At 70.8% G+C, this 26,337-nt stretch carries 24 protein-coding genes; all 24 read right to left on the bottom strand.

Annotated features, from left to right (window positions below):
- Positions 1-121 precede the first annotated feature (121 nt).
- Entirely contained in the window at positions 122-496 is a 375-nt protein-coding gene (locus tag E4U92_RS19785; RefSeq protein WP_067237156.1) for a F0F1 ATP synthase subunit epsilon, read from the bottom strand.
- A gap of 121 nt (positions 497-617) precedes the next feature.
- A complete protein-coding gene (gene atpD / locus E4U92_RS19790; RefSeq protein WP_067237153.1) occupies positions 618-2,054 on the bottom strand; it encodes a F0F1 ATP synthase subunit beta in 1,437 nt (478 codons plus the stop codon).
- Complete coding sequence (locus tag E4U92_RS19795) at positions 2,054-2,971, bottom strand: F0F1 ATP synthase subunit gamma (protein ID WP_137301778.1); 918 nt, start codon at positions 2,969-2,971, stop codon at positions 2,054-2,056. The genes atpD and E4U92_RS19795 overlap by 1 nt, the downstream gene beginning before the upstream one ends.
- A gap of 20 nt (positions 2,972-2,991) precedes the next feature.
- Positions 2,992-4,584 carry a F0F1 ATP synthase subunit alpha gene (gene atpA / locus E4U92_RS19800; protein ID WP_137301779.1) on the bottom strand — a complete coding sequence of 531 codons (1,593 nt, stop codon included), beginning with the start codon at positions 4,582-4,584 and terminating at the stop codon, positions 2,992-2,994.
- 127 nt (positions 4,585-4,711) lie between these two features.
- Positions 4,712-5,527 (bottom strand): F0F1 ATP synthase subunit delta, encoded by an 816-nt coding sequence (locus E4U92_RS19805; protein ID WP_137301780.1) that lies wholly within the window; start codon positions 5,525-5,527, stop codon positions 4,712-4,714.
- Positions 5,524-6,069 carry a F0F1 ATP synthase subunit B gene (locus E4U92_RS19810; RefSeq protein ID WP_067237143.1) on the bottom strand — a complete coding sequence of 182 codons (546 nt, stop codon included), beginning with the start codon at positions 6,067-6,069 and terminating at the stop codon, positions 5,524-5,526. The genes E4U92_RS19805 and E4U92_RS19810 overlap by 4 nt, the downstream gene beginning before the upstream one ends.
- 42 nt (positions 6,070-6,111) lie before the next feature.
- A complete protein-coding gene (gene atpE, locus E4U92_RS19815) occupies positions 6,112-6,342 on the bottom strand; it encodes an ATP synthase F0 subunit C (protein ID WP_024884520.1) in 231 nt (76 codons plus the stop codon).
- 74 nt (positions 6,343-6,416) lie between these two features.
- Complete coding sequence (gene atpB / locus E4U92_RS19820; RefSeq protein WP_137301781.1) at positions 6,417-7,238, bottom strand: F0F1 ATP synthase subunit A; 822 nt, start codon at positions 7,236-7,238, stop codon at positions 6,417-6,419.
- Positions 7,239-7,463: 225 nt separating this feature from the next.
- Complete coding sequence (locus tag E4U92_RS19825; RefSeq protein WP_137301782.1) at positions 7,464-7,877, bottom strand: Cg1360 family ATP-synthase-associated protein; 414 nt, start codon at positions 7,875-7,877, stop codon at positions 7,464-7,466.
- A 304-nt stretch (positions 7,878-8,181) separates the two neighbouring features.
- Positions 8,182-9,570 (bottom strand): MraY family glycosyltransferase, encoded by a 1,389-nt coding sequence (locus E4U92_RS19830; protein WP_137301783.1) that lies wholly within the window; start codon positions 9,568-9,570, stop codon positions 8,182-8,184.
- A gap of 158 nt (positions 9,571-9,728) precedes the next feature.
- Positions 9,729-10,967, bottom strand: a complete 1,239-nt coding sequence (locus tag E4U92_RS19835; protein ID WP_137301784.1) for a serine hydroxymethyltransferase — start codon at positions 10,965-10,967, stop codon at positions 9,729-9,731.
- Positions 10,968-11,089: 122 nt separating this feature from the next.
- A complete protein-coding gene (locus E4U92_RS19840) occupies positions 11,090-11,773 on the bottom strand; it encodes an arsenate reductase/protein-tyrosine-phosphatase family protein (protein WP_137301785.1) in 684 nt (227 codons plus the stop codon).
- Positions 11,770-12,417, bottom strand: a complete 648-nt coding sequence (locus E4U92_RS19845; protein ID WP_137301786.1) for an L-threonylcarbamoyladenylate synthase — start codon at positions 12,415-12,417, stop codon at positions 11,770-11,772. Before E4U92_RS19845 ends, E4U92_RS19840 begins: the two co-directional genes overlap by 4 nt.
- A gap of 47 nt (positions 12,418-12,464) precedes the next feature.
- Positions 12,465-13,304, bottom strand: a complete 840-nt coding sequence (prmC, locus tag E4U92_RS19850) for a peptide chain release factor N(5)-glutamine methyltransferase (RefSeq protein WP_137302003.1) — start codon at positions 13,302-13,304, stop codon at positions 12,465-12,467.
- 90 nt (positions 13,305-13,394) lie between these two features.
- Positions 13,395-14,462 carry a peptide chain release factor 1 gene (gene prfA, locus E4U92_RS19855; RefSeq protein WP_137301787.1) on the bottom strand — a complete coding sequence of 356 codons (1,068 nt, stop codon included), beginning with the start codon at positions 14,460-14,462 and terminating at the stop codon, positions 13,395-13,397.
- 106 nt (positions 14,463-14,568) lie between these two features.
- The gene (rpmE, locus tag E4U92_RS19860; RefSeq protein WP_019326867.1) at positions 14,569-14,793 is read right to left on the bottom strand and encodes a 50S ribosomal protein L31; all 225 of its coding nucleotides are present in this window, start codon (positions 14,791-14,793) and stop codon (positions 14,569-14,571) included.
- A gap of 289 nt (positions 14,794-15,082) precedes the next feature.
- A complete protein-coding gene (locus E4U92_RS19865; RefSeq protein WP_137301788.1) occupies positions 15,083-16,219 on the bottom strand; it encodes an LCP family protein in 1,137 nt (378 codons plus the stop codon).
- Positions 16,220-16,437: 218 nt separating this feature from the next.
- Positions 16,438-18,243 carry a trypsin-like serine protease gene (locus E4U92_RS19870; RefSeq protein WP_229862844.1) on the bottom strand — a complete coding sequence of 602 codons (1,806 nt, stop codon included), beginning with the start codon at positions 18,241-18,243 and terminating at the stop codon, positions 16,438-16,440.
- A gap of 138 nt (positions 18,244-18,381) precedes the next feature.
- A complete protein-coding gene (rho, locus tag E4U92_RS19875) occupies positions 18,382-20,409 on the bottom strand; it encodes a transcription termination factor Rho (RefSeq protein WP_137301790.1) in 2,028 nt (675 codons plus the stop codon).
- A gap of 426 nt (positions 20,410-20,835) precedes the next feature.
- A complete protein-coding gene (gene thrB, locus E4U92_RS19880) occupies positions 20,836-21,765 on the bottom strand; it encodes a homoserine kinase (RefSeq protein ID WP_137301791.1) in 930 nt (309 codons plus the stop codon).
- Between the two features lie 337 nt (positions 21,766-22,102).
- Positions 22,103-23,161: a threonine synthase gene (gene thrC / locus E4U92_RS19885; RefSeq protein ID WP_067237117.1), complete on the bottom strand. Its 1,059-nt coding sequence runs from the start codon at positions 23,159-23,161 to the stop codon at positions 22,103-22,105.
- Between the two features lie 6 nt (positions 23,162-23,167).
- Entirely contained in the window at positions 23,168-24,466 is a 1,299-nt protein-coding gene (locus tag E4U92_RS19890; RefSeq protein WP_137302004.1) for a homoserine dehydrogenase, read from the bottom strand.
- A 178-nt stretch (positions 24,467-24,644) separates the two neighbouring features.
- Entirely contained in the window at positions 24,645-26,036 is a 1,392-nt protein-coding gene (lysA, locus tag E4U92_RS19895) for a diaminopimelate decarboxylase (RefSeq protein ID WP_137301792.1), read from the bottom strand.
- Positions 26,033-26,335, bottom strand: coding sequence for a hypothetical protein (locus E4U92_RS19900; RefSeq protein WP_137301793.1), 303 nt, complete (start codon positions 26,333-26,335; stop codon positions 26,033-26,035). The genes lysA and E4U92_RS19900 overlap by 4 nt, the downstream gene beginning before the upstream one ends.
- Positions 26,336-26,337 lie beyond the last annotated feature (2 nt).

The following is a 26,337-nucleotide window of genomic DNA, read 5'->3' on the forward strand; positions in this document are numbered from 1 at the left end:
ACCTCCTCGACTCCTAGATAACGGAACGGAAAAAACATCCAGATTCACCTCAGCCGCGGCCGGCGCCGGATTGCTCCGGTGCCGACCGCGGCTGAGTGACGTCATCGCATACGCGCTGTGCTCAGTGCGTGGTCGCCGCCCGCAGGCGGACCTCCGCGCGCCGCTCGGCGAAGGCGTCGCCCTCGGCCTTGGCGCGCTCCAGCTCCCGCTCGGCGCGCTGGACGTCGATCTCGTCCGACAGTTCGGCGATCTCCGCCAGCAGCGACAGCTTGTCGTCCGCGAACGAGATGAAACCGCCGTGCACCGCGGCGACGACCGTTCCACCGTCACTCGTACGGATGGTCACCGGGCCCGACTCCAGCACACCGAGCAGCGGCTGGTGACCGGGCATGACGCCGATGTCGCCGGACGTGGTGCGCGCGACGACCAGGGTGGCCTCGCCGGACCAGACCTGGCGGTCGGCGGCGACCAGCTCGACGTGCAGCTCAGCAGCCAAGAGAGGCTCCTCGGGTCACCACCCGGCTCTTGCTCGCCGGGTGTTGGGTACAAGTCTAAGGGGCGTGACAGAGGGGGCGGGACGACCCCGCCCCCTCACGCGTCACACGGGCAGCCGGGGGTCAGGAGACGCCCAGCTCCTTCGCGTTCTTCTTGAGGTCCTCGAGACCACCGCACATGAAGAACGCCTGCTCCGGGAAGTGGTCGTACTCGCCGTCGCAGATCGCGTTGAACGCGGCGATCGACTCGTCCAGCGGCACGTCCGAACCGTCCACGCCGGTGAACTGCTTGGCGACGTGGGTGTTCTGGGACAGGAAGCGCTCCACGCGACGGGCACGGTGGACGACGAGCTTGTCCTCCTCGCCGAGCTCGTCGATACCGAGGATCGCGATGATGTCCTGCAGGTCCTTGTACTTCTGCAGGATCGTCTTCACGCGCATGGCCGCGTTGTAGTGGTCCGCCGTGATGTAGCGCGGGTCCAGGATGCGGGACGTGGAGTCCAGCGGGTCCACGGCCGGGTAGATGCCCTTCTCCGAGATCGGACGGGAGAGCACCGTCGTCGCGTCGAGGTGGGCGAAGGTGGTGGCCGGGGCCGGGTCGGTCAGGTCGTCCGCGGGGACGTAGATCGCCTGCATCGAGGTGATCGAGTGACCGCGGGTCGACGTGATGCGCTCCTGGAGCAGACCCATCTCGTCGGCCAGGTTCGGCTGGTAGCCCACCGCGGACGGCATGCGGCCGAGCAGCGTGGAGACCTCGGAACCGGCCTGCGTGAAGCGGAAGATGTTGTCGATGAAGAACAGCACGTCCTGCTTCTGGACGTCGCGGAAGTACTCGGCCATGGTGAGGCCGGCCAGCGCGACGCGCAGACGGGTGCCCGGGGGCTCGTCCATCTGACCGAAGACCAGGGCGGTCTTGTCGATGACGCCCGAGTCCGACATCTCCTCGATGAGGTCGTTGCCCTCACGGGTGCGCTCACCGACACCGGCGAACACGGAGACACCGTCGTGGTTGTTGGCGACGCGGTAGATCATCTCCTGGATGAGCACCGTCTTGCCGACGCCGGCACCGCCGAACAGACCGATCTTGCCGCCCTTGACGTACGGGGTCAGCAGGTCGATGACCTTGACGCCGGTCTCGAACATCTCGGTCTTCGACTCGAGCTCGTCGAAGTTCGGGGCCTTGCGGTGGATGCCCCAGCGCTCACCGGTGTACTGCTCGTCGACGTTCAGCACCTCACCGAGGGTGTTGAACACCTTGCCCTTGGTGAAGTCGCCGACCGGCACCGTGATGGAATTGCCGGTGTCGGTGACCGCGGCCTGGCGGACCAGACCGTCGGTGGGCTGCATGGAGATGGTGCGGACCAGGCCGTCACCCAGGTGCTGGGCGACCTCCAGGGTCAGCGTCTTCTTCTCGCCGGCGTTGGCCGGGTCGGCCACCTCGACGTGAAGGGCGTTGTAGATGTCCGGCATCGCGTCGACGGGGAACTCCACGTCGACGACCGGGCCGATGACCCGGGCGACGCGGCCCGTAGCCGTCGCGGTCTCAACAGTGGTGGTCATTATCGGTCACTCCCCGCGGTCGCGTCGGCCAGGGCACTGGCGCCACCGACGATCTCGCTGATTTCCTGGGTGATTTCGGCCTGGCGGGCCGCGTTGGCAAGACGGGAGAGCGTGTTGATCAGCTCGCCCGCGTTGTCGGTGGCCGACTTCATCGCGCGCCGCGTGGCGGCGTGCTTCGAAGCGGCCGACTGGAGCAGCGCGTTGTAGATCCGGCTCTCCACGTAGCGCGGCAGCAGGGCGTCGAGGACGTCCTCCGCCGAGGGCTCGAAGTCGTAGAGCGGGAGGATCTCGCCCTGCGGCTTCGCCTCCTGCGCGACCTCGTCCAGCCGCAGCGGCAGCAGCCGGGCGTCGAGCGCCGTCTGCGTCATCATCGAGACGAACTCGGTGAAGACGATGTGGAGCTCGTCCACCCCGCCCTCGGCCGTGTCCTTCTCGATGGCCTCGATGAGAGGTGCCGCGACCTTCTTGGCGTCCGCGTACGTCGGCTCGTCGGTGAAGCCCGTCCACGACTCCGAGACCTTGCGCTCACGGAAGTTGTAGTGGGCGACACCGCGCCGGCCGACGATGTACGTGTCGACCTGCTTGCCCTCGCGCTCCAGGCGCTCGGTGAGCTGCTCCGCCGCCTTGATGGCGTTGGAGTTGAAGGCACCGGCCAGACCGCGGTCGCTCGTGAGGAGCAGGACCGCGGCACGGGCCGGGTTCTCCGCCTCCGTGGTGAGCGGGTGCTTGGTGTTCGAACCCGTACCGACCGCCGTGACCGCGCGGGTCAGTTCCTGCGCGTACGGCGTGGAGGCCGCCACCTTGCGCTGCGCCTTGACGACGCGCGAGGCGGCGATCATCTCCATCGCCTTGGTGATCTTCTTGGTCGCGGTGACGGATCGGATGCGACGCTTGTAGACCCGGAGCTGGGCTCCCATGAGTCAGGTCCTTCCTTACGTCACTTGGCGGCAGCGGCCGGAGTGTCCTCGCCGAGCAGCTTGCCGTCCGAGGTCTCGAACTGCTTCTTGAACTCGGTGATCGCGTCGGCGACGGCCGTGAGGGTGTCGTCGGACATCTTGCCGCCCTCGCGGATGGAGGTCATGAGGCCCTGCTCCTTGCGGTGCAGGTACTCCAGCAGCTCGCGCTCGAAGCGGCGGATGTCGGCGACCGGCACGTCGTCCATCTTGCCGGTGGTGCCGGCCCAGACGGAGACGACCTGGTCCTCGGTGGACATCGGCTGGTACTGCTCCTGCTTCAGCAGCTCGACCATGCGCTGGCCGCGCTCCAGCTGCGACTTCGAGGCCGCGTCCAGGTCGGAACCGAAGGCGGCGAACGCCTCCAGCTCACGGAACTGGGCGAGGTCGACGCGCAGTCGGCCGGAGACCTGCTTCATCGCCTTGTGCTGGGCGGAACCACCGACGCGGGAGACGGAGATACCCACGTTCAGCGCGGGGCGCTGACCGGCGTTGAACAGGTCCGACTCCAGGAAGCACTGGCCGTCGGTGATGGAGATGACGTTGGTCGGGATGAACGCCGAGACGTCGTTGGCCTTGGTCTCGACGATCGGCAGACCGGTCATCGAACCGGCACCCATCTCGTCGGAGAGCTTGGCGCAGCGCTCCAGCAGCCGGGAGTGCAGGTAGAAGACGTCACCCGGGTAGGCCTCACGGCCCGGCGGGCGGCGCAGCAGCAGCGACACGGCGCGGTAGGCGTCGGCCTGCTTCGAGAGGTCGTCGAAGATGATGAGGACGTGCTTGCCCTCGTACATCCACTGCTGACCGATGGCCGAACCGGTGTACGGCGCCAGGTACTTGAAGCCGGCCGGGTCGGACGCCGGGGCGGCGACGATGGTCGTGTACTCCAGGGCGCCGTTCTCCTCCAGCGCGCGGCGCACGCCGGCGATGGTGGAGCCCTTCTGGCCGATGGCGACGTAGATGCAGCGGACCTGCTTCTTCGGGTCGCCCGAGCGCCAGTTGTCGCGCTGGTTGATGATCGTGTCGACGGCCAGCGCGGTCTTGCCGGTCTGCCGGTCGCCAATGATCAGCTGACGCTGGCCACGGCCGATCGGGGTCATCGCGTCGACGGCCTTGTAGCCCGTCTCCATGGGCTCGTGCACCGACTTGCGCTGCATGACCGTGGGGGCCTGCAGCTCGAGGGCGCGGCGGCCGGACGTCTCGATCTCGCCGAGGCCGTCGATCGGGTTGCCGAGCGGGTCGACGACTCGGCCGAGGTAGCCCTCGCCGACCGCGACGGAGAGGACCTCACCGGTGCGGGTGACCGGCTGACCTTCCTCGATGCCGCTGAACTCACCCAGGACGACCGCACCGATCTCGCGCTCTTCCAGGTTCAGCGCGAGACCGAGGGATCCGTCCTCGAACTTCAGCAGTTCGTTCGCCATGGCCGAGGGCAGACCCTCGATCTTGGCGATGCCGTCGCCGGCAACGGTGACCGTACCGACCTCCTCGCGCGAGGCCGCGTCCGGCTTGTACGACTGGACGAAGGTCTCCAGTGCGTCCCGGATCTCCTCCGGCCGGATCGTGAGCTCCGCCATCTGGGTTCCCTGCTCTCCTTGTTGGGCCCGAAGTTTCACTTGGGGGGTATGGGGATCCCCCCCAAAAGAGGTGAATCCTCTGCACGGCCCAACCAGGGCCGTAGGTACGTTCGTGTTGAGTTGGCTGCTAGCTCGCCATGCGGCGGGCGGCGTCGTCGATGCGGTCCGCGATCGAGCCGTTGATGATCTCGTCGCCGACCTGCACCCGGATCCCGCCGAGGACGTCGGGGTCCACGTCGAGGTTCAGGTGCATGCTGCGGCCGTAGAGCTTCGCCAGGGCGGCGCCCAGGCGCTGCTTCTGCACGTCGCTCAGCGGCACCGCCGAGGTGACCACGGCCACGACGCGGTTGCGGCGCTCGGCGGCGAGCTTGGACAGCGAGTCCAGTCCCGCTTCCAGGCTACGACCCCGCGGCGCGCTCACCAGGCGCGTGACCAGACGCTCGGTGGCCGCGTCGGCCCGGCCGCCGAGCAGGCTGCCCAGCAGCACGCTCTTGGCCGTTCCGGTGGCCTTCCGGTCCGTCAGTGCGGCGCGCAGCTCGGTGTTCGAGGTGACGATCCGGCCGAAGCGGAACAGTTCGTCCTCGACGTCGTCGAGCGTGCCGGCCCGCTGGGCGGACGTGAGGTCGGCGGTGTTCGCCAGCTCCTCCAGCGCGTCCACCAGGTCGCGCGGCTGCGACCAGCGGGACCGCACCAGACCGGCCACCAGGTCGGCGGCGGGGCCGCTGATCTGGGCGCCGAGCAGGCGCTGCGCCAGTTCGGCCTTGGCCTCTCCGGCCTGCGCCGGGTCGGTCAGGACCCGACGCAGCGACACCTCGCGGTCGAGCAGCGCGGTGACGGCCGCCAGCTCGTCGGCGAGCCGCGCGGCGTCCACGGACGTGGAGTCCGTCAGCGCGTCGAGACGCTCACGTGCGGCTGCCAGGGCCTCGCGGCTCGCTCCGTTCATCGCGCCGCCTCGGCCTTCTCCTCGAGCTCGTCGAGGAAGCGGTCGATCACGCGGCTCTGCCGGGCGTGGTCCTCGAGGGACTCACCGACGAGCTTGCCGGCCAGCTCGGTGGCCAGCTTGCCGACGTCCTGACGCAGCGCGGAGGACGCGGCCTTGCGGTCGGCCTCGATCTGGGCGTGGCCGGCGGTGACGATCTCCTCGCGCTGGCGCTGGCCCTCCGCACGCATCTCGGCGATGAGTGCGGCGCCCTGCTCCTGCGCCTCCTGGCGCAGGCGCGCGGCCTCGTGACGGGCCTCGGCGAGCTGGGCCTTGTACTGCTCGAGGACGCTCTGAGCCTCGGTCTGCGCGGCCTCGGCCTTTTCGATACCGCCCTCGATGGCCTCGCGACGCTCTTCCAGAACCTTGTTGATGTTCGGGAGGAGCTTCCAGGCGAGGAAGCCGAAGACGATGACGAAGGCGATGAGGCCGATGACGAGCTCGGGGATCGGCGGGACGAGGGGATTCTCGGTCTCCTCGGCCGCCAGAATGAGCAGCTGGCTCATGTCAGTGCCTTTCGTCTAGTCGGCTGATCGTGAATCGTCAGATCACTTGCCGTAGACGAACGGCATGACCAGACCGATCAGGGCGAGCGCCTCACAGAAGGCGAAGCCGAGGATCTGGTTGGCACGGATCAGGCCGGCGGCCTCGGGCTGACGGGCGAGGGCCTGGGTGCCGTTACCGAAGATGATGCCGACGCCGACGCCGGGGCCGATGGCAGCGAGGCCGTAACCGATGGAGCCGAGCGAGCCGGAAACAGCGGCAAGGGTCTGGGACATGCCAGTTCTTCCTTTTCTTTACGGACCGGTGGGGGTTGGCCACCGGACGGCTGGGGGGTGGTGCGGGGCGGGGCTCAGTGGTGCTCGGCGAGCGCGCCCTGGATGTAGGTGCACGTCAGGAGGACGAAGACGTACGCCTGAAGGGCCTGGATGAAGAGTTCGAAGGCCGTCATCACGATGGTCATGATGAACGAGACACCGGCGTAGGCGATCCCGATGCCGTTCAGCAGGTACCAGCTGGCGATCGTGAAGAGCAGCAGCAGGGTGTGACCGGCGAACATGTTCGCGAAGAGCCGGACGGCGTGCGTGAAGGGGCGCACGAGCAGGTTCGAGAAGAACTCGATGAGCATCGCGAGCGGCAGGACCGCTCCCAGCGACTTGTCGTAGCCCGTGACGTTCTTGAAGAAGCCCACGAAGCCGTGGCGCTTGAAGGTCAGCGACACCCACAGGACGTAGACCACGAGGGCGAGCACGGCCGGGTACGCGATGATCGCGGTGACCGGGAACTGGGCGAGCGGGATGACCGACCAGAGGTTCATCATCCACACGAAGAAGAACAGCGAGACGATCAGCGGGACGTACTTCTCGCCCTCCCGCTTGCCGATGGTCTCGTACACGACTCCGCGGCGGATGAAGTCGTAGCCCGCCTCGGCGACCATCTGCAGCTTGCCGGGAACGACCTTCGGCTTGCGGAAGGCGGCCCAGAAGAAACCGACGATGACGATGGAACCGAGCAGCGCCAGCAGCATCGTCTTGTTGAAGTACACGTTGCTGTCGCCGTCGCCCCACAGGGGCTCGAACAGGAACGAGTGCAGGCCGGGAGCCGGGAAGCCACAGCCGTCGAAGATGTGGCAGTCGGTCTCGAAGGCGAGCACCTGCGTCGGATCAGCACTCACCGCGGGCTCCTTCAGCGTGGCGCATAGGTACGGCAACCTCGTTGTGTCGGCGCGGCAGCGAGCCGCGGTTCGGCACGGGACTGGTGTTACGGATGTGGGGGCGGCTGAGGGGCATCTCGCCTCGCGCTTGAGCAGGCGTCAGCTCGAATGCCCGCGCCCGCGATGCCGCAGTTGGCACCGGACGATAGCAGGATCTCTCAGGCGTCCTTATCCCGGCCCTACCCCTCACGACGAGTGCCCCGATTTTTCGGGTTCGACGTAGAGGATCTTGGCCTTCATGTGGGCGCGCGTCTGGGCGGCGATCCACGTGAGGGTGGCGGCGACAAGGGTGAGCGCGAACGCCCGGGGGTTGAACAGCGTCGTGTCCTTGAACACGGCGAGGAAGACGAAGAGCAGCAGGATCTGCGCGGCGTACAGCATCAGACCCATGGCCTGGAAGAGGTGCGGAAGCGATCTGGCCGTCCGCTGCAGGACGTAGAGACCGATACCCATGAAGAGGATCGCCAGCACGGCCGCCACGATCGCCCCGACCGCACCCTTCCCGCCGGCGACCACACCACTGACGACGGCGGCGATCGCGCCGACGGCAGCCGTGGGCACAGCGGCCTGGGCCAGGATCCGGACGTCGTTGGACGGCATGGCGGCAACTCCGCGTTCAAAAAGGGGGCTGGGGTGTCGTCATGGACGAGCGTAGTCCCGGCGGAGGCGGTCGAGACCTCGCACCGTCGGGCCGTCGCACTGCGGCCTGCCGGCTCTACCGGGGGTTCTCGTGAACCGTATCACAAACTATTTGATGAGGTCTTTACCTGGATGGTGTGCTGACTGTCACACGTGAGGGTGATCGTGCGCGTCTGAGCGAAAACAGCGCCGACTTGTCTGGTATTAGGGGGGTTCGCTCCCCCACGAGTTGGCAATGTTCTAGTCAGATTCTTACCCGGCGCCCTCATCCGCGGGGAACACGCGAACGGGCGCCGAGCGCGGTCGCTCCGTTGACGCCGGGCACCCCCGGGCCGCCCGAGACGCCGACCGGGACGGGCCTGCGCGGCTCGTCGTCGGCCGCCGCCACGCCCTCGCTCCCGGTGTCCCCGGCGTCCTCGGCGTCCTCGGCGTCCTCTGGGCTTCCGGCACCGTCCGCCTCCGCCGCTGCGAGGGCCGACGCCGCCCGGCGCCGCCGGTAGCGCGGCGGCACGAACGCCTCGGCCCAGCGCGGGGCGCGCGGCGTGAACCGCGGCAGCAGGAGCAGCACCAGGCCCACCGCGCTGAGGAACACCACGCCGAGGACGATCCACATGGACGCCGAGTTCACCGAGTAGGCCAGCGCCCCGAACGCGATCAGCGCCGACCAGAAGTACATGATCAGCACCGCGCGGCTGTGCGAGTGCCCGATCTCCAGCAGCCGGTGGTGCAGGTGCCCGCGGTCCGCCGCGAACGGCGACTGGCCGCGCCAGGTGCGCCGCACGATCGCCAGGATCAGGTCGGCCGCCGGGATCGCGATGATGGTCAGCGGCATCAGCAGCGGGATGTAGACCGGCACCATCTGGTGCACCGCGTTGCGCTCGGACCCGGAGAACAGCTTCATCACGTCGGGGTCGACCTGGCCGGTCACCGAGATCGCGCCCGCCGCCAGCACCAGGCCGATCAGCATGGAGCCGGAGTCGCCCATGAAGATGCGCGCCGGGTGCATGTTGTGCGGCAGGAAGCCCACGCACATGCCCATCAGCACGGCCGCGAACAGCGTCGCCGGGGCCGCGGCCTCGATGCCGTACGAGTACCAGATGCGGTAGGCGTACATGAAGAACGCCGCCGACGCGATGCACACCATGCCGGCCGCGAGACCGTCCAGGCCGTCCACGAAGTTCACCGCGTTGATGGTGATGACCACCAGCGCCACCGTGAGCAGGGTGCCCTGCCACTGGGTCAGCGCGACCGTGCCGACGCCCGGGATGGGCAGCCACAGGATCGTCAGACCCTGCATGACCATCACGCCGGCCGCGATCATCTGCGCGCCCAGCTTGATCAGCGCGTCGATCTCGAACTTGTCGTCGAGGACGCCGATCAGCCAGATCAGCGCGGCGCCGCTGAGCAGGGCGCGCGGCTCGTTCGACTTCTCGAAGACCTCGTTGAGGTTGGTCAGGTGGTCCGCGACCAGCAGGCCCGCGCACAGCCCGAAGAACATGGCGATCCCGCCGAGGCGCGGAGTGGGCTCCCGGTGCACGTCACGTGCCCGGATCTCCGGCATCGCCCCGGCCACGATCGCGAACTTCCGTACCGGCCCTGTCAGCAGATACGTCACCGCGGCCGTGATGCAGAGCGTCAGCAGGTATTCACGCACGGGCTTCCCCACAGGTCTCGCTGGCCATCTCAGCCCCACACCCTAGCGATGGCCGCATGTGAGTGAGGACTTCCGGGTAGCCACGATGGTTGCACGTAACGCTGTGGAGTCCGTCGTACGGGGTCCACCGGGGGGTGTACGGGAGCATCACCACCCCGTCAGCCGGGGTACGGCGGGAAGGCCGCGACCAGGTCGCGGACGTCCTCGCGGGCCCGCTGGGCGTCCGTCTCCCGGCGCAGCACCCGGGCCGTCAGCGTCGCGACGGCGGCCATCTGCTCCTCCCCCATGCCCTGGGTGGTCACCGCGGCCGTGCCCAGCCTGAGACCCCGCAGGTCGGCGTGCGGCAGGGCGCAGCAGTCCAGCACGATCCCGGCCCCCGCCAGCAGTCGGCGCGCGGTGCGCCCGTCGACGCCGAGCGGCGCCGGGTCGGCCGTGACGAGGTGCGTGTCGGTGCCGCCGGTGGTGACCGCCAGGCCCTGTGCCGCCAGCCCGGCCGCGAGCACGCGCGCGTTGGCGACCACCTGGTGGGCGTACGCGGAGAACGCCGGCGTGGCCGCCTCCCCGAACGCGACCGCCTTCGCGGCGATGGTGTGCATCTGCGCGCCGCCCTGGGTGAACGGGAACACCGCCCGGTCGACGCGCTCGGCGAGGTCCGCGCCGCACAGCAGCATCCCGCCGCGCGGCCCGCGCAGCACCTTGTGCGTGGTCGCGCACACGATGTCGGCGTACGGCACCGGACTGGGCGCCGCGCCGCCCGCGACCAGCCCGATGGGGTGGGCCGCGTCCGCGACGAGGAAGGCGCCCACCTCGTCGGCGACCTCGCGGAAGAAGGCGTAGGGCAGGTGGCGGGGGTAGGCGATGGAGCCGCACACGATCGCCCTGGGCCGGTGGGTGCGGGCCAGGGTGCGCACCTGCTCGTGGTCGACGAGCCCGGTCTCCGCGTCCACCCCGTAGGGGACGAAGTCGAACCAGCGGCCGGAGAAGTTCGCGGGCGAGCCGTGGGTGAGGTGACCGCCGTGGGGCAGCCCGAGGGCGAGCACGGTGTCCCCGGGCCGCAGCAGGGCGGCGTACGCGGCGAGCACGGCCGAGGAGCCGGAGTGGGACTGGACGTTGGCGTGCTCGGCGCCGAACAGCGCCTTGGCGCGGTCCACGGCGACCCGTTCGGCCATGTCGACGATCTCGCAGCCGCCGTGGTGGCGGGCGCCGGGGTAGCCCTCGGCGTACTTGTTGGCGAGCGGGGAGCCGAGCGCGGCCAGCACGGCCGGTGAGCTGAAGTTCTCGGCGGCGCTGAGCTGGAGCGTCGTGGCCTGGCGCATCCGCTCCGCGAGCAGGATGTCGGCGAGCTCGGGATCCTGCCGTCGCAGGAGGCCGGCCTCGAGGGCATGGCTGACGGTCATGACGGGCTCCGGACGCGTCGACGCTGACGTACGTCCAATGTAGGCCCGGGCCCCCGGACCCGCCCCCGGTGCTGCGGCGACCGGGGAGCCCGCACAGGACGAGGGCGTCAGTCGCGCGGGCGTCAGCCGGTGCGGGCGGGGACGCCGGTCAGGGCCGTCACCACCGGGTCCAGCGCCTGGTGTATCTCGTCGCCGATCGAACGGAAGAACGTCAGGGGCGCCCCGTACGGGTCGTACACCTCGTCCGCCTCGGCGGTGGGCGCCAGCAGCCAGCCGCGCAGCGCGGCGGCGGCCCGGACCAGGGCGCGGGCGCGCTGGACCACGCCCTCCTCCAGCGGCGGCAGGGTGGCCGGGTCGATGGCCTTCACCAGCCGGGTGAACTCCTTCAGCGTGAAGGTGCGCAGCCCCGCCGAGTGCCCCATCGAGATGACCTGGGCGCGGTGGTCGCGGGTGGCCGTCAGCACCAGGTCGGCGTGGATGACGTGCTCGTCGAGCAGTTCCCGCCCGACGAAGCCGGAGGCGTCCGCGCCGAAGTCGGCCAGCACCTGCTCGGCGTGGGACTCCATCGGCGCGCCCTCGTGCCCCCAGGTGCCGGCGCTCTCCACGACCAGCGCGCTGCCCAGGATGCCGAGCCGCTGCTTCACGTAATGCCGGGTCAGCCGCTCGGTGATGGGTGAGCGGCACACGTTGCCGGTGCTGACGTGGAGGATGCGGAAACTGTCGCGCGGCAGTCCCACGAAGGTCGTCGTGATCTCCGCCGCGCTCTCCCCGTCGCCTATGCCACGCCCCGCGTCAGGGGCCGTCAATTCGCCACCTCGAGGTCGGGTACCACCTTCCGCAGCTCCTCGGCGGAGATCGCGCCCACGCGCAGCAGCAGCGGCACCTCGCGGGTGACGTCGACGATCGACGAGGGCACGTTGCCCGGGGTCGGCCCGCCGTCGAGGTAGACGGAGACGGAGTCGCCGAGCATCTCCTGGGCGGCGTCGCAGGTCTCCGGCGCCGGGAAGCCGGTCAGGTTGGCGGAGGAGACCGCCATCGGGCCGACCTCGGTGAGCAGTTCGATGGCGACCGGGTGCAGCGGCATCCGCACGGCCACCGTGCCCCGGGTGTCGCCGAGGTCCCACTGCAGGGACGGCTGGTGCCTGGCGACCAGGGTGAGGGCGCCCGGCCAGAAGGCGTCCACCAGCTCCCAGGCCAGCTCGGAGAAGTCGGTCACCAGGCCGTGCAGGGTGTTCGGGGAGCCGATGAGGACGGGCGAGGGCATGTTGCGGCCGCGGCCCTTGGCCTCCAGCAGGTCGCCGACGGCCTCCTTGGAGAAGGCGTCCGCGCCGATGCCGTACACCGTGTCGGTCGGCAGGACCACGAGCTCGCCACGGCGGACGGCGGACGCGGCCTCGCGCAGACCGGTCACTCGGTCGGTCGCGTCGTTGGTGTCGTATCGCCGAGCCATCTAGCGGGCCTCCTCGTACACGTACTGCGGGTAGGGGGTGGGGGTGGTCACGGCAGGGCCTTACGGGCGGTGGCGAAGCGTGGCCGGTTGTTGAGGTCGGGGTGGTCGGCCGCATCGGCCCAGCCCCGCTCCTCGGTGAAGATCCACGGCACCTGGCCGCCCTGGGTGTCGGCGTGCTCGATGACGACGACACCGCCGGGGCGCAGCAGCCGGTGCGCGGTGCGCTCGATGCCCCGGATCAGGTCCAGGCCGTCCTCGCCGGAGAACAGCGCCAGCTCGGGGTCGTAGTCGCGGGCCTCGATGGCCACGTACTCCCACTCGGTGAGCGGGATGTACGGCGGGTTGGAGATGACCAGGTCGACCTGACCGTCGAGGTCGGGGAACGCGGTCAGCGCGTCGCCCTGGCGCAGGTCGACCCGCGACCCGGCGACGTTCTTGCGGGTCCACACCAGGGCGTCCTCGGACAGCTCCACGGCGTGCACGCGCGAGCGGGGCACCTCCTGGGCGAGGGCGAGCGCGATGGCGCCGGAGCCGGTGCACAGGTCGACGATGCACGGCTCGACGACGTCCATGGCGCGCACCGCGTCTATGGCCCAGCCGACCACGGACTCGGTCTCCGGGCGGGGCACGAAGACGCCGGGGCCGACCTGGAGCTCCAGGTAGCGGAAGTAGGCCCGTCCGGTGATGTGCTGCAGCGGCTCGCGCTGCTCGCGCCGGGCGATGACCTCCCAGTAGCGGGCGTCGAAGTCGGAGTCCTTCACCAGGTGCAGCTCGCCGCGCTTGACGCCGTGCACGAACGCGGCGAGCTCCTCGGCGTCGGTGCGCGGCGAGGGCACGCCGGCGTCGGCCAGCCGCTGGGTGGCCTGGGCCACCTCAGCGAGCAGCAGGCTCCGGGGGCTCGGGGGTCGCCCCCCAAAAGGTTGCTGCACGCGCGTCCTCCGTGTCGTCCTCGGTACGTCGTTTGCGCCGGTGCGCGGCTACGCGGCCGCCAGCTTCGCCGCCGAGTCCGCGTCGACGCACGCCTGGATCACCGCGTCGAGGTCGCCGTCCAGGACCTGGTCCAGGTTGTACGCCTTGAAGCCGACCCGGTGGTCCGAGATGCGGTTCTCCGGGAAGTTGTAGGTGCGGATCTTCTCGGAGCGGTCGACGGTGCGGACCTGGCTGCGGCGGGCGTCGGCGGCCTCCCGCTCCGCCTCCTCCTGCGCCATGGCGAGCAGCCTGGAGCGCAGGATGCGCAGGGCCTGCTCCTTGTTCTGGAGCTGGCTCTTCTCGTTCTGGCAGGAGGCGACGACGCCGGTCGGCAGGTGCGTGATGCGCACGGCGGAGTCGGTGGTGTTCACCGACTGCCCGCCGGGGCCGGACGAGCGGTAGACGTCGATGCGCAGGTCGTTGGGGTTGATCTCGACGTCGACCTCCTCCGCCTCGGGCGTGACGAGCACGCCGGCGGCGGAGGTGTGGATGCGGCCCTGCGACTCGGTGGCGGGCACGCGCTGCACGCGGTGCACCCCGCCCTCGTACTTCAGCCGGGCCCACACGCCCTGGCCGGGCTCGGTCGTGCCGCGGGTCTTCACGGCGACCTGGACGTCCTTGTAGCCGCCCAGCTCGGACTCGGTGGCGTCGATGATCTCGGTCTTCCAGCCGACGCGCTCGGCGTAGCGCAGGTACATGCGCAGCAGGTCACCGGCGAACAGCGCGGACTCGTCACCGCCGGCGCCCGCCTTGATCTCCAGGATGACGTCCTTGTCGTCGCTGGGGTCGCGCGGGACCAGCAGCAGACGCAGCTTCTCCGTCAGCTCCTCGCGCTGCTGTTCCAGGTCCTTGACCTCGGCGGCGAAGTCGGGGTCGTCGGCGCCCAGTTCGCGCGCGGTGTCGATGTCGTCGCCGGTCTGCTTCCAGGAGCGGTACGTGGCGACGATCGGGGTGAGCTCGGCGTAGCGCTTGTTCAGCTTGCGCGCGTTGGCCTGGTCGGAGTGGACCGACGGGTCGGCGAGCTTCTTCTCCAGGTCGGCGTGCTCGGTGACCAGTTCCTCGACGGCCTCGAACATCTTGGGCTCCTGTTGCGTACGTGGGGGAAGTGCGGGCGACCAAAAACGCCGGTCCCGGGCACGCCCCGGGCGGGGGCGCGACCGTGGACCGGCGAAGAGGGGCTCGCTACTTCTTGGAGCCGGCGGCAGCCTTGCCGAAGCGGGCCTCGAAGCGGGCCACACGGCCACCGGTGTCGAGGATCTTCTGCTTGCCCGTGTAGAACGGGTGGCACTCGGAGCAGACCTCGGCCCGGATGGTGCCGGACTCGATGGTGCTGCGGGTCGTGAACGACGCGCCACAGGTGCAGCTGACCTGCGTCTCGACGTACTCGGGGTGGATGTCGCGCTTCAAGGTGTCTCCTAGGTATCGGGAGGGCGCCGGGTCGCCGCCGCGGGGTGCGGGGGCGTGAACCGGAACCGACGTACCAGTCTGCCAGGACTGGCGCCATCCTCCCAAACCGGGGGTGCGGGTGTTCTATTCCCGGGTGCCGCCCACGGGGGTGGCGCCCTGTCGCCGCGGGCGGGTGCGGGTGCGCTGTGGCTCGTCGCGCAGTTCCCCGCGCCCCTCGAGGTGGGTCAGCCGCAGCTTGCCCCAGGGGCGCGGGGAACTGCGCGAACGGCCACGACGCGCCCGCGGACGGCTACGAGGCCGCCACCACACCCGCCGCCTCACCCGTCGCCGTCCCCGTCGTCGCCGCCTTCGGGATCGCCGTGTCCGTCTTGAGCGCGTTCCAGACCAGGCGGGCCTTGGATTGCTCGATCAGGACGCGGTTGGGGTTCGCGGGGTCGTACTGGACCGGCATGGTGACCATGGTCATGCCGGACGCGCCGATGCCCTTCAGGCCGTCCGCGAAGGACATCAGGGAGTTGACCGAGCCGAGGTGGGAGTCGGTCGTCACGGTCTTCGTCGCGGTGTCGGCGAGGTCCAGCAGCTTCTTCGGGTTGCCGAGCAGGCCGACGTGCTCGACCTGGTCGATCAGCGCCTTCACGAACGCCTGCTGGAGCTGGATGCGGCCGAGGTCGGAGCCGTCGCCCACGCCGTGCCGGGTGCGGACCAGGCCGAGGGCCTGCCGGCCGTCGAGGGTGTGGGTGCCGGCCTTCAGGCGCAGGTGGCTGTCGGGGTCGTCGATGTTCTTGGTGGTGGTGATCCGGACCCCGCCGAGCTGGTCGACGAGCTTCTGGAAGCCGGAGAAGTCGACCTCGAGGTAGTGGTCCATGCGCACGCCGGTGAGGGACTCGACGGTCTTCACCGCGCAGGCGGCGCCGCCCGTGGAGTACGCCGAGTTGAACATGACGTCGCGGGCGGCGTCGTGGGTGACGCCCTTGGGGTCGGTGCAGGCGGGACGGTTGATCAGCGTGTCGCGCGGGACGGACACCACGCTCGCCCTCTTGTGGCCCTTGTACACGTGGACGATCATCGCCGTGTCGGAGCGGGCGCTGCCGTCGTCCGCGCCGCCGCCGAGCTTCTTGTTGCTGCCGGAGCGGGTGTCGGAGCCGAGGACCAGGATGTTCTCGCTGCCGTTGTCGGCCTTGATGGGCCGGTCGGTGCCGAGGGCCTGGTCGATGTCGACGCTCTTGAGGTTGCCGTTGAGCTTGAAGTACACGTAGCCGAGGCCCGTGCCGCCGAGGACGACGACGCCCGCGGCGGTCCACGCCGCGATCATCAGCCCCCGGCGTCGGGCGCGGGCCTTGCGGCGGCGGCCCTGGCCGCGGTTGCGGGGACCGGTGGGGCCGGTTCCACCCGGTATGCCGGGCTCCGGCGTGCTCTCGGCGGACATGTGCTCCTCGGTTCTTCGGTGCGCGGTCGGATACCCCCTGCGGTCGGGATCAGGCCTGGTGCCGTCCGTCGTACGGGCCCGTACCGCTCCATCGTCACCCCGTCCGTCAGACGGGGAAACCGGGGAAAGGGTTGCACAACGGACCGTGCCCGCCCTGGTGACAGGACGGGCACGGCGGGTGACCGGTGGGGCGGGGCGCGCCCGGCTCACCTGCGGGGTCAGCCGAGGAGGTCGTACTGCTTGAAGCTGGTGCCGAGGGAGATCCTTGTGGCGAAGCTCGCACTCGTGTTGGCGCCGGTGCCCCGGTACAGGTACAGCGTGCCGCCGGGCGTGCGGGCCAGCAGGTCGGCCTTGCCGTCCGCGTTCACGTCGCCGATCGTCGCGAGGGCGTTGTACGTCGTGTTGCTCCAGGTCGCGACCTTCAGTCCGGACGCGAAGGCGCTGGAGCCGAGCACGCCCCGGCCCCGGAAGAGGTAGACGGCGCCCGTCGACCGGTCGCGGGCGATCAGGTCGGCCCGGCCGTCCCCGTTGAAGTCGCCGTGGCCGCGCACGACGTTGTACCGGTTCCAGCCGGTCCCGGCCTTCACCCGGGTCCCGAAGCTGCCGTTGCCCTTGCCCGGGTAGATCCACAGGGCACCCGCGGAGTCGACGGACAGCAGGTCGGGCAGGTAGTCGCCGGTGACGTCACCGGGGGCGACGATGCCGAGGCGGGTCTTCCAGTTGTCGCCGACCAGCTTGTTCGCCCAGGTGCCGCTGGCGGGCACGTAGTGCTTCCAGTAGACGTCCCCGTCCGAGGCGCGGCGCACGATCAGGTCCTGGTAGCCGTCGCGGTCGAGGTCGGTCTGCAGGAGGACGTTGTAGCCGCTCCAGCTCCCCCAGGAGCGGCGCGGCAGGAGCGCGGTGCCCTTGGAGGGGATCTCGTAGAGGGTCTTCGTGGAGGCGTTGCGGGCGAAGAGGTCGGCGTAGGAGTCACCGCTGACGTTGGTGTCGTCCAGGCGCGGGTAGACCGCGCCGACGTAGCTGGTGACCTTCGAGAAGACGCTGTACGCGCCGGCCTCCACGCAGTCCTTCACGCCCCAGGAGACGACGCCGACGATGCGTCCGCCGACCACGAGCGGGCCGCCGGAGTCGCCGTTGCAGGCGGAGGTGGTCCCCGTGTCGCTGCCCGTGGCGGGCTTGCCCGCGCACACCATGTGGGTCTTGATGAAGTCGGCGCCGTAGTACGAGGCGCAGGTGGAGTCGGCCTGGATGGGCAGCGTGGCCGTCTTCAGCGTCTCGGAGATGTCCTGCGTGGCCGAGGATGTGCGGCCCCAGCCGTAGAGCCGGGCGCTGGTGCCGGCCTTGTAGGACGTGGTGTCGCCCGCGGTCGTCATCCGGATGGGCGTGGCCCGCACCGGGTTCGGCAGCGTGAGCACGGCGATGTCGTTGTTGACGGTCACCGGGTTGTACGAGGGGTGGTTCCACTGGCGCCAGGCACCGCTGAGGGTGCCGCCGTGGGCGTCGGTGATCCGGCCGTCGGCGTCGACGTCCGGCAGTTGCGCGGTGCCGGTGATGACGAGGCCGTGGGCCCGCCAGTCGTAGCCCTTGACGCAGTGGGCCGCGGTGAGGATCTTCGTCGGCGACACGACGGCCCCGCCGCAGAAGAAGCCGATGTCGTCGCTCGTGGTGGCGGTGCCGCGGTCGTCGCCGTACCAGAGCTGGGCCATCCAGGGCGCCGAGGTCACGGTCGTGGTGGTGCCGCCGATGATCTTGGGGTCCACGGTGGCCGTACGGCTGCCGGCGCTCTGGGTCTGCTTCGTCGTCCGCCCGGCGACGTCGTCACCGGCGACGGCGATCGCCAGCCGCTTCTGCAGCTCGGCCTGGGGCGGTGCGCCGACCGTCGGCTTCGGCAGCGGCTGCGCCGCCTGCGCGGACGACGTCAGCAGGGCCCCGGCGACGGCGGCGGCGAAGCCGACCGCGACCACGGGCAGGGCGATCCGCGTACGGCGTCTGTGACGCCGCCCCCCGGACGTGGGTGTGCCCACAAGTCCCCCCTCGGGATGTGATGTTCTGGGTTCAGCGATCGAACGTGCGACCGAAGAGCGCGATCGTACCGTGGTCGTGCACATGCAGAAGGGCCGCCCCCCTCGAAAGGGGGACGGCCCGTACGACGTCGGCGGGGACTAGTCGCCGTTGCCCGGGGTGGGCGTCGTCTTCTGGATCTGCATCAGGAACTCGGCGTTCGACTTGGTCTGCTTCATCTTGTCGAGGAGCAGCTCGACCGCCTGCTGCTGGTCGAGGGCGTGCAGCACCCGGCGCAGCTTCCAGACGATGGCGAGCTCGTCGGGGGCGAGCAGGATCTCTTCCTTGCGGGTACCGGACGCGTCGACGTCCACCGCCGGGAAGATGCGCTTGTCGGCGAGCTTCCGGTCGAGCTTGAGCTCCGCGTTGCCGGTGCCCTTGAACTCCTCGAAGATCACCTCGTCCATGCGGGACCCGGTGTCCACCAGCGCGGTGGCGAGGATGGTCAGCGAGCCGCCGTCCTCGATGTTGCGGGCCGCACCGAAGAAGCGCTTCGGCGGGTACAGGGCCGTGGAGTCGACACCACCGGACAGGATGCGGCCGGAGGCCGGGGCGGCCAGGTTGTAGGCGCGGCCCAGGCGGGTGATCGAGTCGAGCAGCACGACCACGTCGTGGCCCAGCTCCACCAGGCGCTTGGCGCGCTCGATGGCCAGCTCGGCGACCGTGGTGTGGTCCTCGGCCGGGCGGTCGAAGGTCGAGGAGATGACCTCGCCCTTGACCGACCGCTGCATGTCGGTGACCTCTTCCGGACGCTCGTCGACCAGGACGACCATCAGGTGGCACTCGGGGTTGTTGTGCGTGATCGCGTTGGCGATCGCCTGCATGATCATGGTCTTGCCGGTCTTCGGCGGGGCCACGATCAGACCGCGCTGGCCCTTGCCGATCGGCGACACGAGGTCGATGATCCGGGTCGTCAGCACGCCCGGGTCCGTCTCCAGGCGGAGGCGGTCCTGCGGATACAGCGGGGTGAGCTTGTTGAACTCCGGGCGGCCGCGGCCGTGTTCGGGCGCCATGCCGTTGACGGAGTCCAGGCGGACCAGCGCGTTGAACTTCTCCCGGCGCTCGCCCTCCTTGGGCTGGCGGACCGCGCCGGTGATGTGGTCGCCCTTGCGCAGGCCGTTCTTGCGGACCTGGGCGAGGGAGACGTACACGTCGTTCGGGCCGGGCAGGTAGCCGGAGGTCCGGATGAACGCGTAGTTGTCGAGGATGTCCAGGATGCCCGCGACCGGGATCAGGACGTCGTCCTCGGTGATCTGCGGCTCCGGGGCGATGTCGTCACGGCCCCGGCGGCCCCGGCGGTCGCGGTAGCGCCCGCGCCGGCCGCGCCGGCCGCCCGCCTCGTCGTCGTAGCCGTCGTCCTGGCGGTTGTCCTGCCGGCTGTCCTGGCGGCCGCCGCCCTGCTGCTGGCCGCCCTGTCCCTGCTGCTGGCGCTGCTGGCCACCGCCGCCCTGGTTCTGCTGGTCGTCGCCCTTGCCACGGCGGTCACGGTCACGGCCGCGTTCACGGCGGTCGCGGCGGCGGCCCTCGCCGTCACCGGCGTCGCCCTGCGCCTGCTGCGACTGGCCCTGCTGACCCTGCGGGGACTGCGGCTGGGCGGGCGTCTCCGCCTTCGGCTCGCTCTTGGCCTCGGCGGCGACGGTCTCGGGCGCGCCGCCCGGGGCGCCCGCCTCGGCGGTGGCGCGGCGGCGCCGGCGCTCGGCCGGGGCCTCGTTGCCCCCGGCGGGCTGGCCGGGGATCTCGATCTGCTGCTGGGCCGCGGCCTGGTCGGCGGGGGCCTGCTCGGCCTTCGCGTCCGCCTTCTTGTCGGCCTCGTCGCCCGTACGGGTGCGGGAGGTGGCGCGGCGCTTGGGCTTGGTCTCACCGGCGGCGTCGGCCTTGGGCGCGGCGGCGCCCGACTGGGCCTGCGCCTCCTTGATGACCTCGATCAGCTGGCTCTTGCGCATCCGCGCGGTGCCCCTGATGCCGAGGCCGGATGCGACCTGCTGGAGCTCGGCCAGCACCATGCCCTCGAGGCCGGTACCGCGGCGCCGCCGGGAGCCGGCACCGGCGGCAGGCGCGGAGGCGTCCGTGGCGGGCGCGGCAGCGGTCTCCTCGACACGTGCGCCCATCAGATCGGTGGTGTCGCTCACGAAGGGTCCTTCCCTGGAGCGGACGTCGGCCTGTCTGGCTCGGCGACCGGTTGTGCTGTCCGGTTCCGGTCCTTGCTGTGCGGACGGAGCCGGGGCGGTGGTCCGCCAAAGCGGCGGAAGAGATATCTGGTGATGGCGCTTCCTCGAGCCGTGGCACCCGGTGCCGGGGTCACGTGGCGTGGTCGCACCGATTCCGGAACTCCCCCAGCGGGGGTAGCCCCACCTGAAGGCCGCTCAGCGCCGGTGTACGGCGTACTGCCCAGGTACGACGTACGGAACGCAGCGCGGCTTGGGGAGCTCCCGGAAGAATGTCTGTCCCGGACGGGGACACGAGGCACCTCGCCATGGTGAGGTCGGGTGCAGACTTGAGATTAACACTACCGGATCCAACAAACATTCCCCCTCTCGAAATCCGGCAACCGTGCGTCACATGTCGCCGGAGGGCGCGAGCGGCAGCACGCTCGCCCCGTGCAGATCCAGACTCAGCCGGTTGGCGGCCCAGTCCGCACCGGCCAGCGCCTCGACCTTGTCGGCCGAGTCCGCGTCGGCCAGCGCCATCACGGTGGGTCCGGCGCCGGAGATCACCGCGGGGACCCCGTCGGCGCGCAGCCGCTCCACCAGCGCCGCGCTCTCCGGCATGGCCGGTGCGCGGTACTCCTGGTGCAGACGGTCCTCGGTGGCGGGCAGCAGCAGCTCGGGGCGCCGGGTCAGGGCCTCGACGAGCAGGGCGGCACGGCCCGCGTTGGTGGCGGCGTCCACATGCGGGACGGTGCGCGGGAGCAGTCCGCGCGCGGTCTCGGTCAGGACCGGCTTCCCGGGCACGAAAACCACCGGAACGATGGAATCGGAGGGCTCCATCCTGATCGCCCGCGCGGCGCCGGCCTCCATCCAGGACAGGGCGAAGCCGCCCAGGAGACACGCCGCGACGTTGTCGGGGTGGCCCTCGATCTCGGTGGCGAGTTCGAGCAGCGCCGTGTCGTCGAGCCGGGACTCGCCGCCTATCGTCACCGCGCGCGCGGCGACGATGCCCGCGCAGATGGCGGCGGAGGACGAGCCGAGGCCGCGGCCGTGCGGGATGCGGTTGGCGCAGACGATCTCCAGGCCGCGCGGCTGGCCGCCCAGGATCTCGAAGGCGGTGCGCAGGGAGCGGACGAGCAGGTGGCTCTCGTCGCGCGGCAGCGTGGCGCTGCCCTCCCCCGCGATGTCGATGTGCAGCCCGGAGTCGGCCACCCGGACGACCACGTCGTCGTACAGCCCCAGCGCGAGGCCGAGGGCGTCGAAGCCCGGGCCGAGGTTGGCGCTGGTGGCGGGGACGCGCACCCGGACGGCGGCGGCGCGGAACGCTGGACCGGCCATCGCTCGTTGACTCTCCTTGAGCTGCGGAACTGTCGAATGACAGTCGAATGACTTCGCTGGACATTCGATGACGTACGAAGACCCTGGGCCGCCGGAGCGGCGCTGTCCGGGAACAGCTGCGCTGCGGCACATGCGAGCGGGGCATATGCGGCGGGCGGGTTCGCTACAGCCTATCGAAGGAAGGTTCTGCGGCGACATAGGGCGCACAGGAGGCGCACGATGCGTGTCGCAAGCCCCCCGTGCCCCTGTGCAGGGGAACGTTCCCCGTCGGGCGCGGTTGACGCGTCCGGTGCCGCCCGCCCGGGTGTGGCCCGGGCGGGCGGGACCTGCGCGGGTGCTACGCGAGTCCGAGGCGCTCCGCCGCGGTGGCCGCGTCGACCGGGACGGTGACCGGCTGCGGCGCGCCGGCGACGGCCCAGTCGGGGTCCTTCAGGCCGTTGCCGGTGACGGTGCACACGATCCGCTGGCCCGGGTCGACCTTGCCCTGCTCGGCCGCCTTGAGCAGACCGGCCACCGAGGCCGCCGAGGCGGGCTCGACGAAAACGCCCTCCTGCGCGGCCAACAGCCGGTAGGCGCGCAGGATCTCACGGTCCGTCACCTCGTCGATGAGGCCGCCGGACTCGTCGCGCGCGGCGAGCGCGAACTTCCACGACGCCGGGTTGCCGATGCGGATCGCGGTGGCGATGGTCGACGGGTCCTTCACGACCTCGCCGCGCACGATCGGGGCGCTGCCGGACGCCTGGAAGCCCCACATCCGGGGCTTGCGGGCGGCGACGCCGTCGGCGGCGTACTCCTGGTAGCCCTTCCAGTACGCGGTGATGTTGCCCGCGTTGCCGACCGGCAGGACGTGGATGTCGGGGGCGTCCCCGAGCATGTCCACGATCTCGAACGCGGCGGTCTTCTGCCCCTCGATGCGCACCGGGTTGACCGAATTGACCAGCGCCACGGGGTAGTTGTCGCTCAGCGAGCGGGCGAGCGTCAGGCAGTCGTCGAAGTTGCCGTCGACCTGGAGGATCTTGGCGCCGTGCACGAGGGCCTGGCCCATCTTGCCGAGCGCGATCTTGCCCTGCGGCACCAGCACGGCGGACACCATGCCCGCGCGTACGGCGTAGGCGGCGGCGCTCGCGGAGGTGTTGCCGGTGGACGCGCAGATCACCGCCTTCGCGCCCTCCTCCTTGGCCCGCGAGATGGCCATGGTCATGCCCCGGTCCTTGAAGGACCCGGTCGGGTTCGCGCCCTCGACCTTGAGGTGCACCTCGCAGCCGGTGCGCTCGGAGAGCACCTGCGCGGGCACGAGCGGCGTACCGCCCTCGCGGAGCGTCACGACCGGCGTGGTGTCCGATACCGGCAGCCGGTCCCGGTACTCCTCGATGATTCCGCGCCACTGGTGGGTCATTGCTGGTTACTCTCCTTCAACCCGCATGATGCTGGCGACGCCCCGCACGGTGTCGAGCTTGCGCAGCGCCTCGACGGTCCCACCGAGGGCGGCGTCGGAGGCCCGGTGGGTGACGACGACGAGGGAGGCCTCGCCGTCGGAGTCCGGCCGACCTTGCTGCCGCACCGTGTCGATGGACACTCCGTGCTCGGCGAAGACGGTCGCGACCTGGGCGAGGACGCCCGGCTTGTCCGCCACGTCGAGGCTGATGTGGTACCGCGTGACGACCTCGCCCATCGGCGAGACGGGCAGCGCGGCGTACGCCGACTCGCCGGGCCCGGTGGACCCGTCGAGCCGGTTGCGGCAGACGGCGACCAGGTCGCCGAGCACGGCCGAGGCGGTCGGCGCACCGCCGGCGCCGGGGCCGTAGAACATGAGCTGACCGGCGGCGTCCGACTCGACGAACACCGCGTTGTAGGCGCCGCGCACGGAGGCGAGCGGGTGGGTCAGCGGGATCATCGCGGGGTGCACCCGTGCGGTGACGGAGGCGCCGTCCTCGGCCCGCTCGCAGATCGCGAGCAGCTTGATGGTGCAGCCCATCGCCTTGGCGGAGGCGAAGTCGGCGGCGGTGACCTCGGTCATGCCCTCGCGGTGCACGTCGTCGAGGCGCACGCGCGTGTGGAAGGCGATCCCGGCGAGGATGGCGGCCTTGGCCGCGGCGTCGAAGCCCTCGACGTCGGCGGTCGGGTCGGCCTCGGCGTACCCGAGCGCGGTGGCCTCGTCGAGCGCCTCCTGGTAGCCGGCGCCGGTGGAGTCCATCTTGTCGAGGATGAAGTTGGTCGTGCCGTTGACGATGCCCATCACCCGGTTGATCTTGTCGCCGGCGAGGGACTCGCGCAGCGGGCGGATCAGCGGGATGGCGCCGGCGACGGCGGCCTCGTAGTAGAGGTCCCGGCCGTGCTCCTCGGCGGCGGCGTGCAGGGCGGCGCCGTCCTGGGCGAGCAGCGCCTTGTTGGCGGACACGACGGAGGCGCCGTGCGCGAAGGCGGCGGTGATCAGGGAGCGGGCCGGCTCGATGCCGCCGATGACCTCGACGACCACGTCGATGTCGCCGCGTTTGACGAGCGCGGTCGCGTCGGTGGTGACCAGGGCGGGGTCGATGCCCGCACGCACCCGGTCGGGCCGCCGGACGGCGACGCCGGCCAGCTCCACGGGGGCCCCGATGCGCGCGGCGAGGTCGTCGGCGTGCGTCGTCATGATGCGCGCCACCTCTGAGCCGACCACTCCACAGCCCAGCAGCGCCACCTTCAGCGGACGCGTACGCATCATCCGACCTCGTTTCCTCTTACCGTCTACGGTGGGTCCAGTCTCACTCACCGGACCGGAGTTCCTGCCCCTGGTCCGGATCGTGAGACATCTATTTCATTTTCGCAGGGCGGCGCACAGGAGATCTTCCAGCCGCGCCCCGCGGTTCCCGCGCCCCTCCGTTCCGGGGCGCTCGGGGTCAGCCGACGTCGAGACGCAGCAGGTCCTCCTCGGTCTCCCGGCGGACGATGACGCGGGCCTCGCCGTCGCGCACGGCGACGACGGGCGGCCGCAGCACGTGGTTGTAGTTGCTCGCCATGGACCGGCAGTACGCCCCCGTCGCCGGTACGGCGATGAGGTCACCCGGTGCCAGGTCCGCGGGCAGGAACGCGTCCCGCACGACGATGTCGCCGCTCTCGCAGTGCTTGCCGACGACCCGGCTGAGCATCGGCTCGGCGTCACTGGTCCGCGACACCAGGGCGACGGTGTACTCGGCGTCGTAGAGCGCGGTGCGGATGTTGTCGGACATGCCGCCGTCGACGGAGACGTAGGTGCGCAGCCCCTGGAGCGGCTTGACCGTGCCGACCTCGTACAGCGTGAAGGCGGTCGGCCCGACGATGGCCCGCCCCGGCTCGACGGAGATCCGCGGGGTGGTCAGCCGGGCGGCCTCGCACTCGCGGCCGACGATCTCGGTGAGCGCCTTGGCGATCTCGTGCGGCTCGCGCGGGTCGTCGTCGCTGGTGTAGGCGATGCCGAGCCCGCCGCCCAGGTCGATCTCCGGCAGCTCGACGCCGTGTTCGTCGCGGATGTCCTTCAGCAGCCCGACCACGCGGTGCGCGGCGACCTCGAAGCCGGACATGTCGAAGATCTGCGACCCGATGTGCGAGTGCAGCCCGATCAGCTCCAGCCCGTCGAGCTTCAGGGCCCGCCGGACGGCCTCGGCGGCCTGCCCGCCGGCCAGCGGGATGCCGAACTTCTGGTCCTCGTGCGCGGTGGCGATGAACTCGTGCGTGTGCGCCTCGACGCCGACGGTGACCCGGATCTGCACCCGCTGCCGGGTGCCCAGCTCCTGCGCGATGTGGGCGACCCGCACGATCTCCTGGAAGGAGTCGAGGACGATCCGCCCGACACCGGCGGCGACGGCCCGGCGGATCTCCTCGGGCGACTTGTTGTTGCCGTGGAAGGCGATCCGCTCGGCGGGCATCCCGGCGGACAGCGCGGTGGCCAGCTCGCCGCCGGAGCAGACGTCGAGGTTCAGCCCCTCCTCGTCCAGCCACCGCACGACGGCCCGGGACAGGAACGCCTTGCCGGCGTAGAAGACGTCGGCACCGGACCCGAAGGCGGTGCGCCAGGCGCGGGCGCGGGCCCGGAAGTCGTCCTCGTCGAGGACGTACGCCGGCGTGCCGAACTCCTCCGCGAGCCGGGTGGCGGGAATCCCGCCGACGGTGAGGACACCGTCGTCGTCCCGGCGGACGGTCTGCGACCACACCTTGGGGTCGAGGGCATTGAGGTCGGCGGGCGGCGCGGCGTAGTGCCCCTCGGGGAGGACGTCGGCGTGACGGGGCCCGGCGGGGTGTGCGGAACGGCTCATGACGGCTGTGGGGCTCTCTGTGTGCTCTGGCGGGTGGCGGCGGGGGTGGGGGCCGGGTCGTCGGTCGTTTCGGCGGGGGTGACCGGGGTGGCCGGGGTGGTCTTGGGGGCCGGGGTGACCGGGTCGGTGGCGCTGGATTGGGTGACCTGGTCGGTCGCGTCGGTCCGGGTGACCGGGGTGGTCGCGTCGGCTTGGGTGACCGGGTCGGTCGCGTCGGCCGGGGGACTGTGTCGGCCGGGTCGGCCGGGCTGGTCCTGGTGGCGTCGGTGACCGGCCGGGGTGGCTGTTCCCGTTCGCATGG

Source organism: Streptomyces galbus (genome assembly GCF_005280195.1).
Taxonomy (GTDB): Bacteria; Actinomycetota; Actinomycetes; order Streptomycetales; family Streptomycetaceae; genus Streptomyces; species Streptomyces galbus.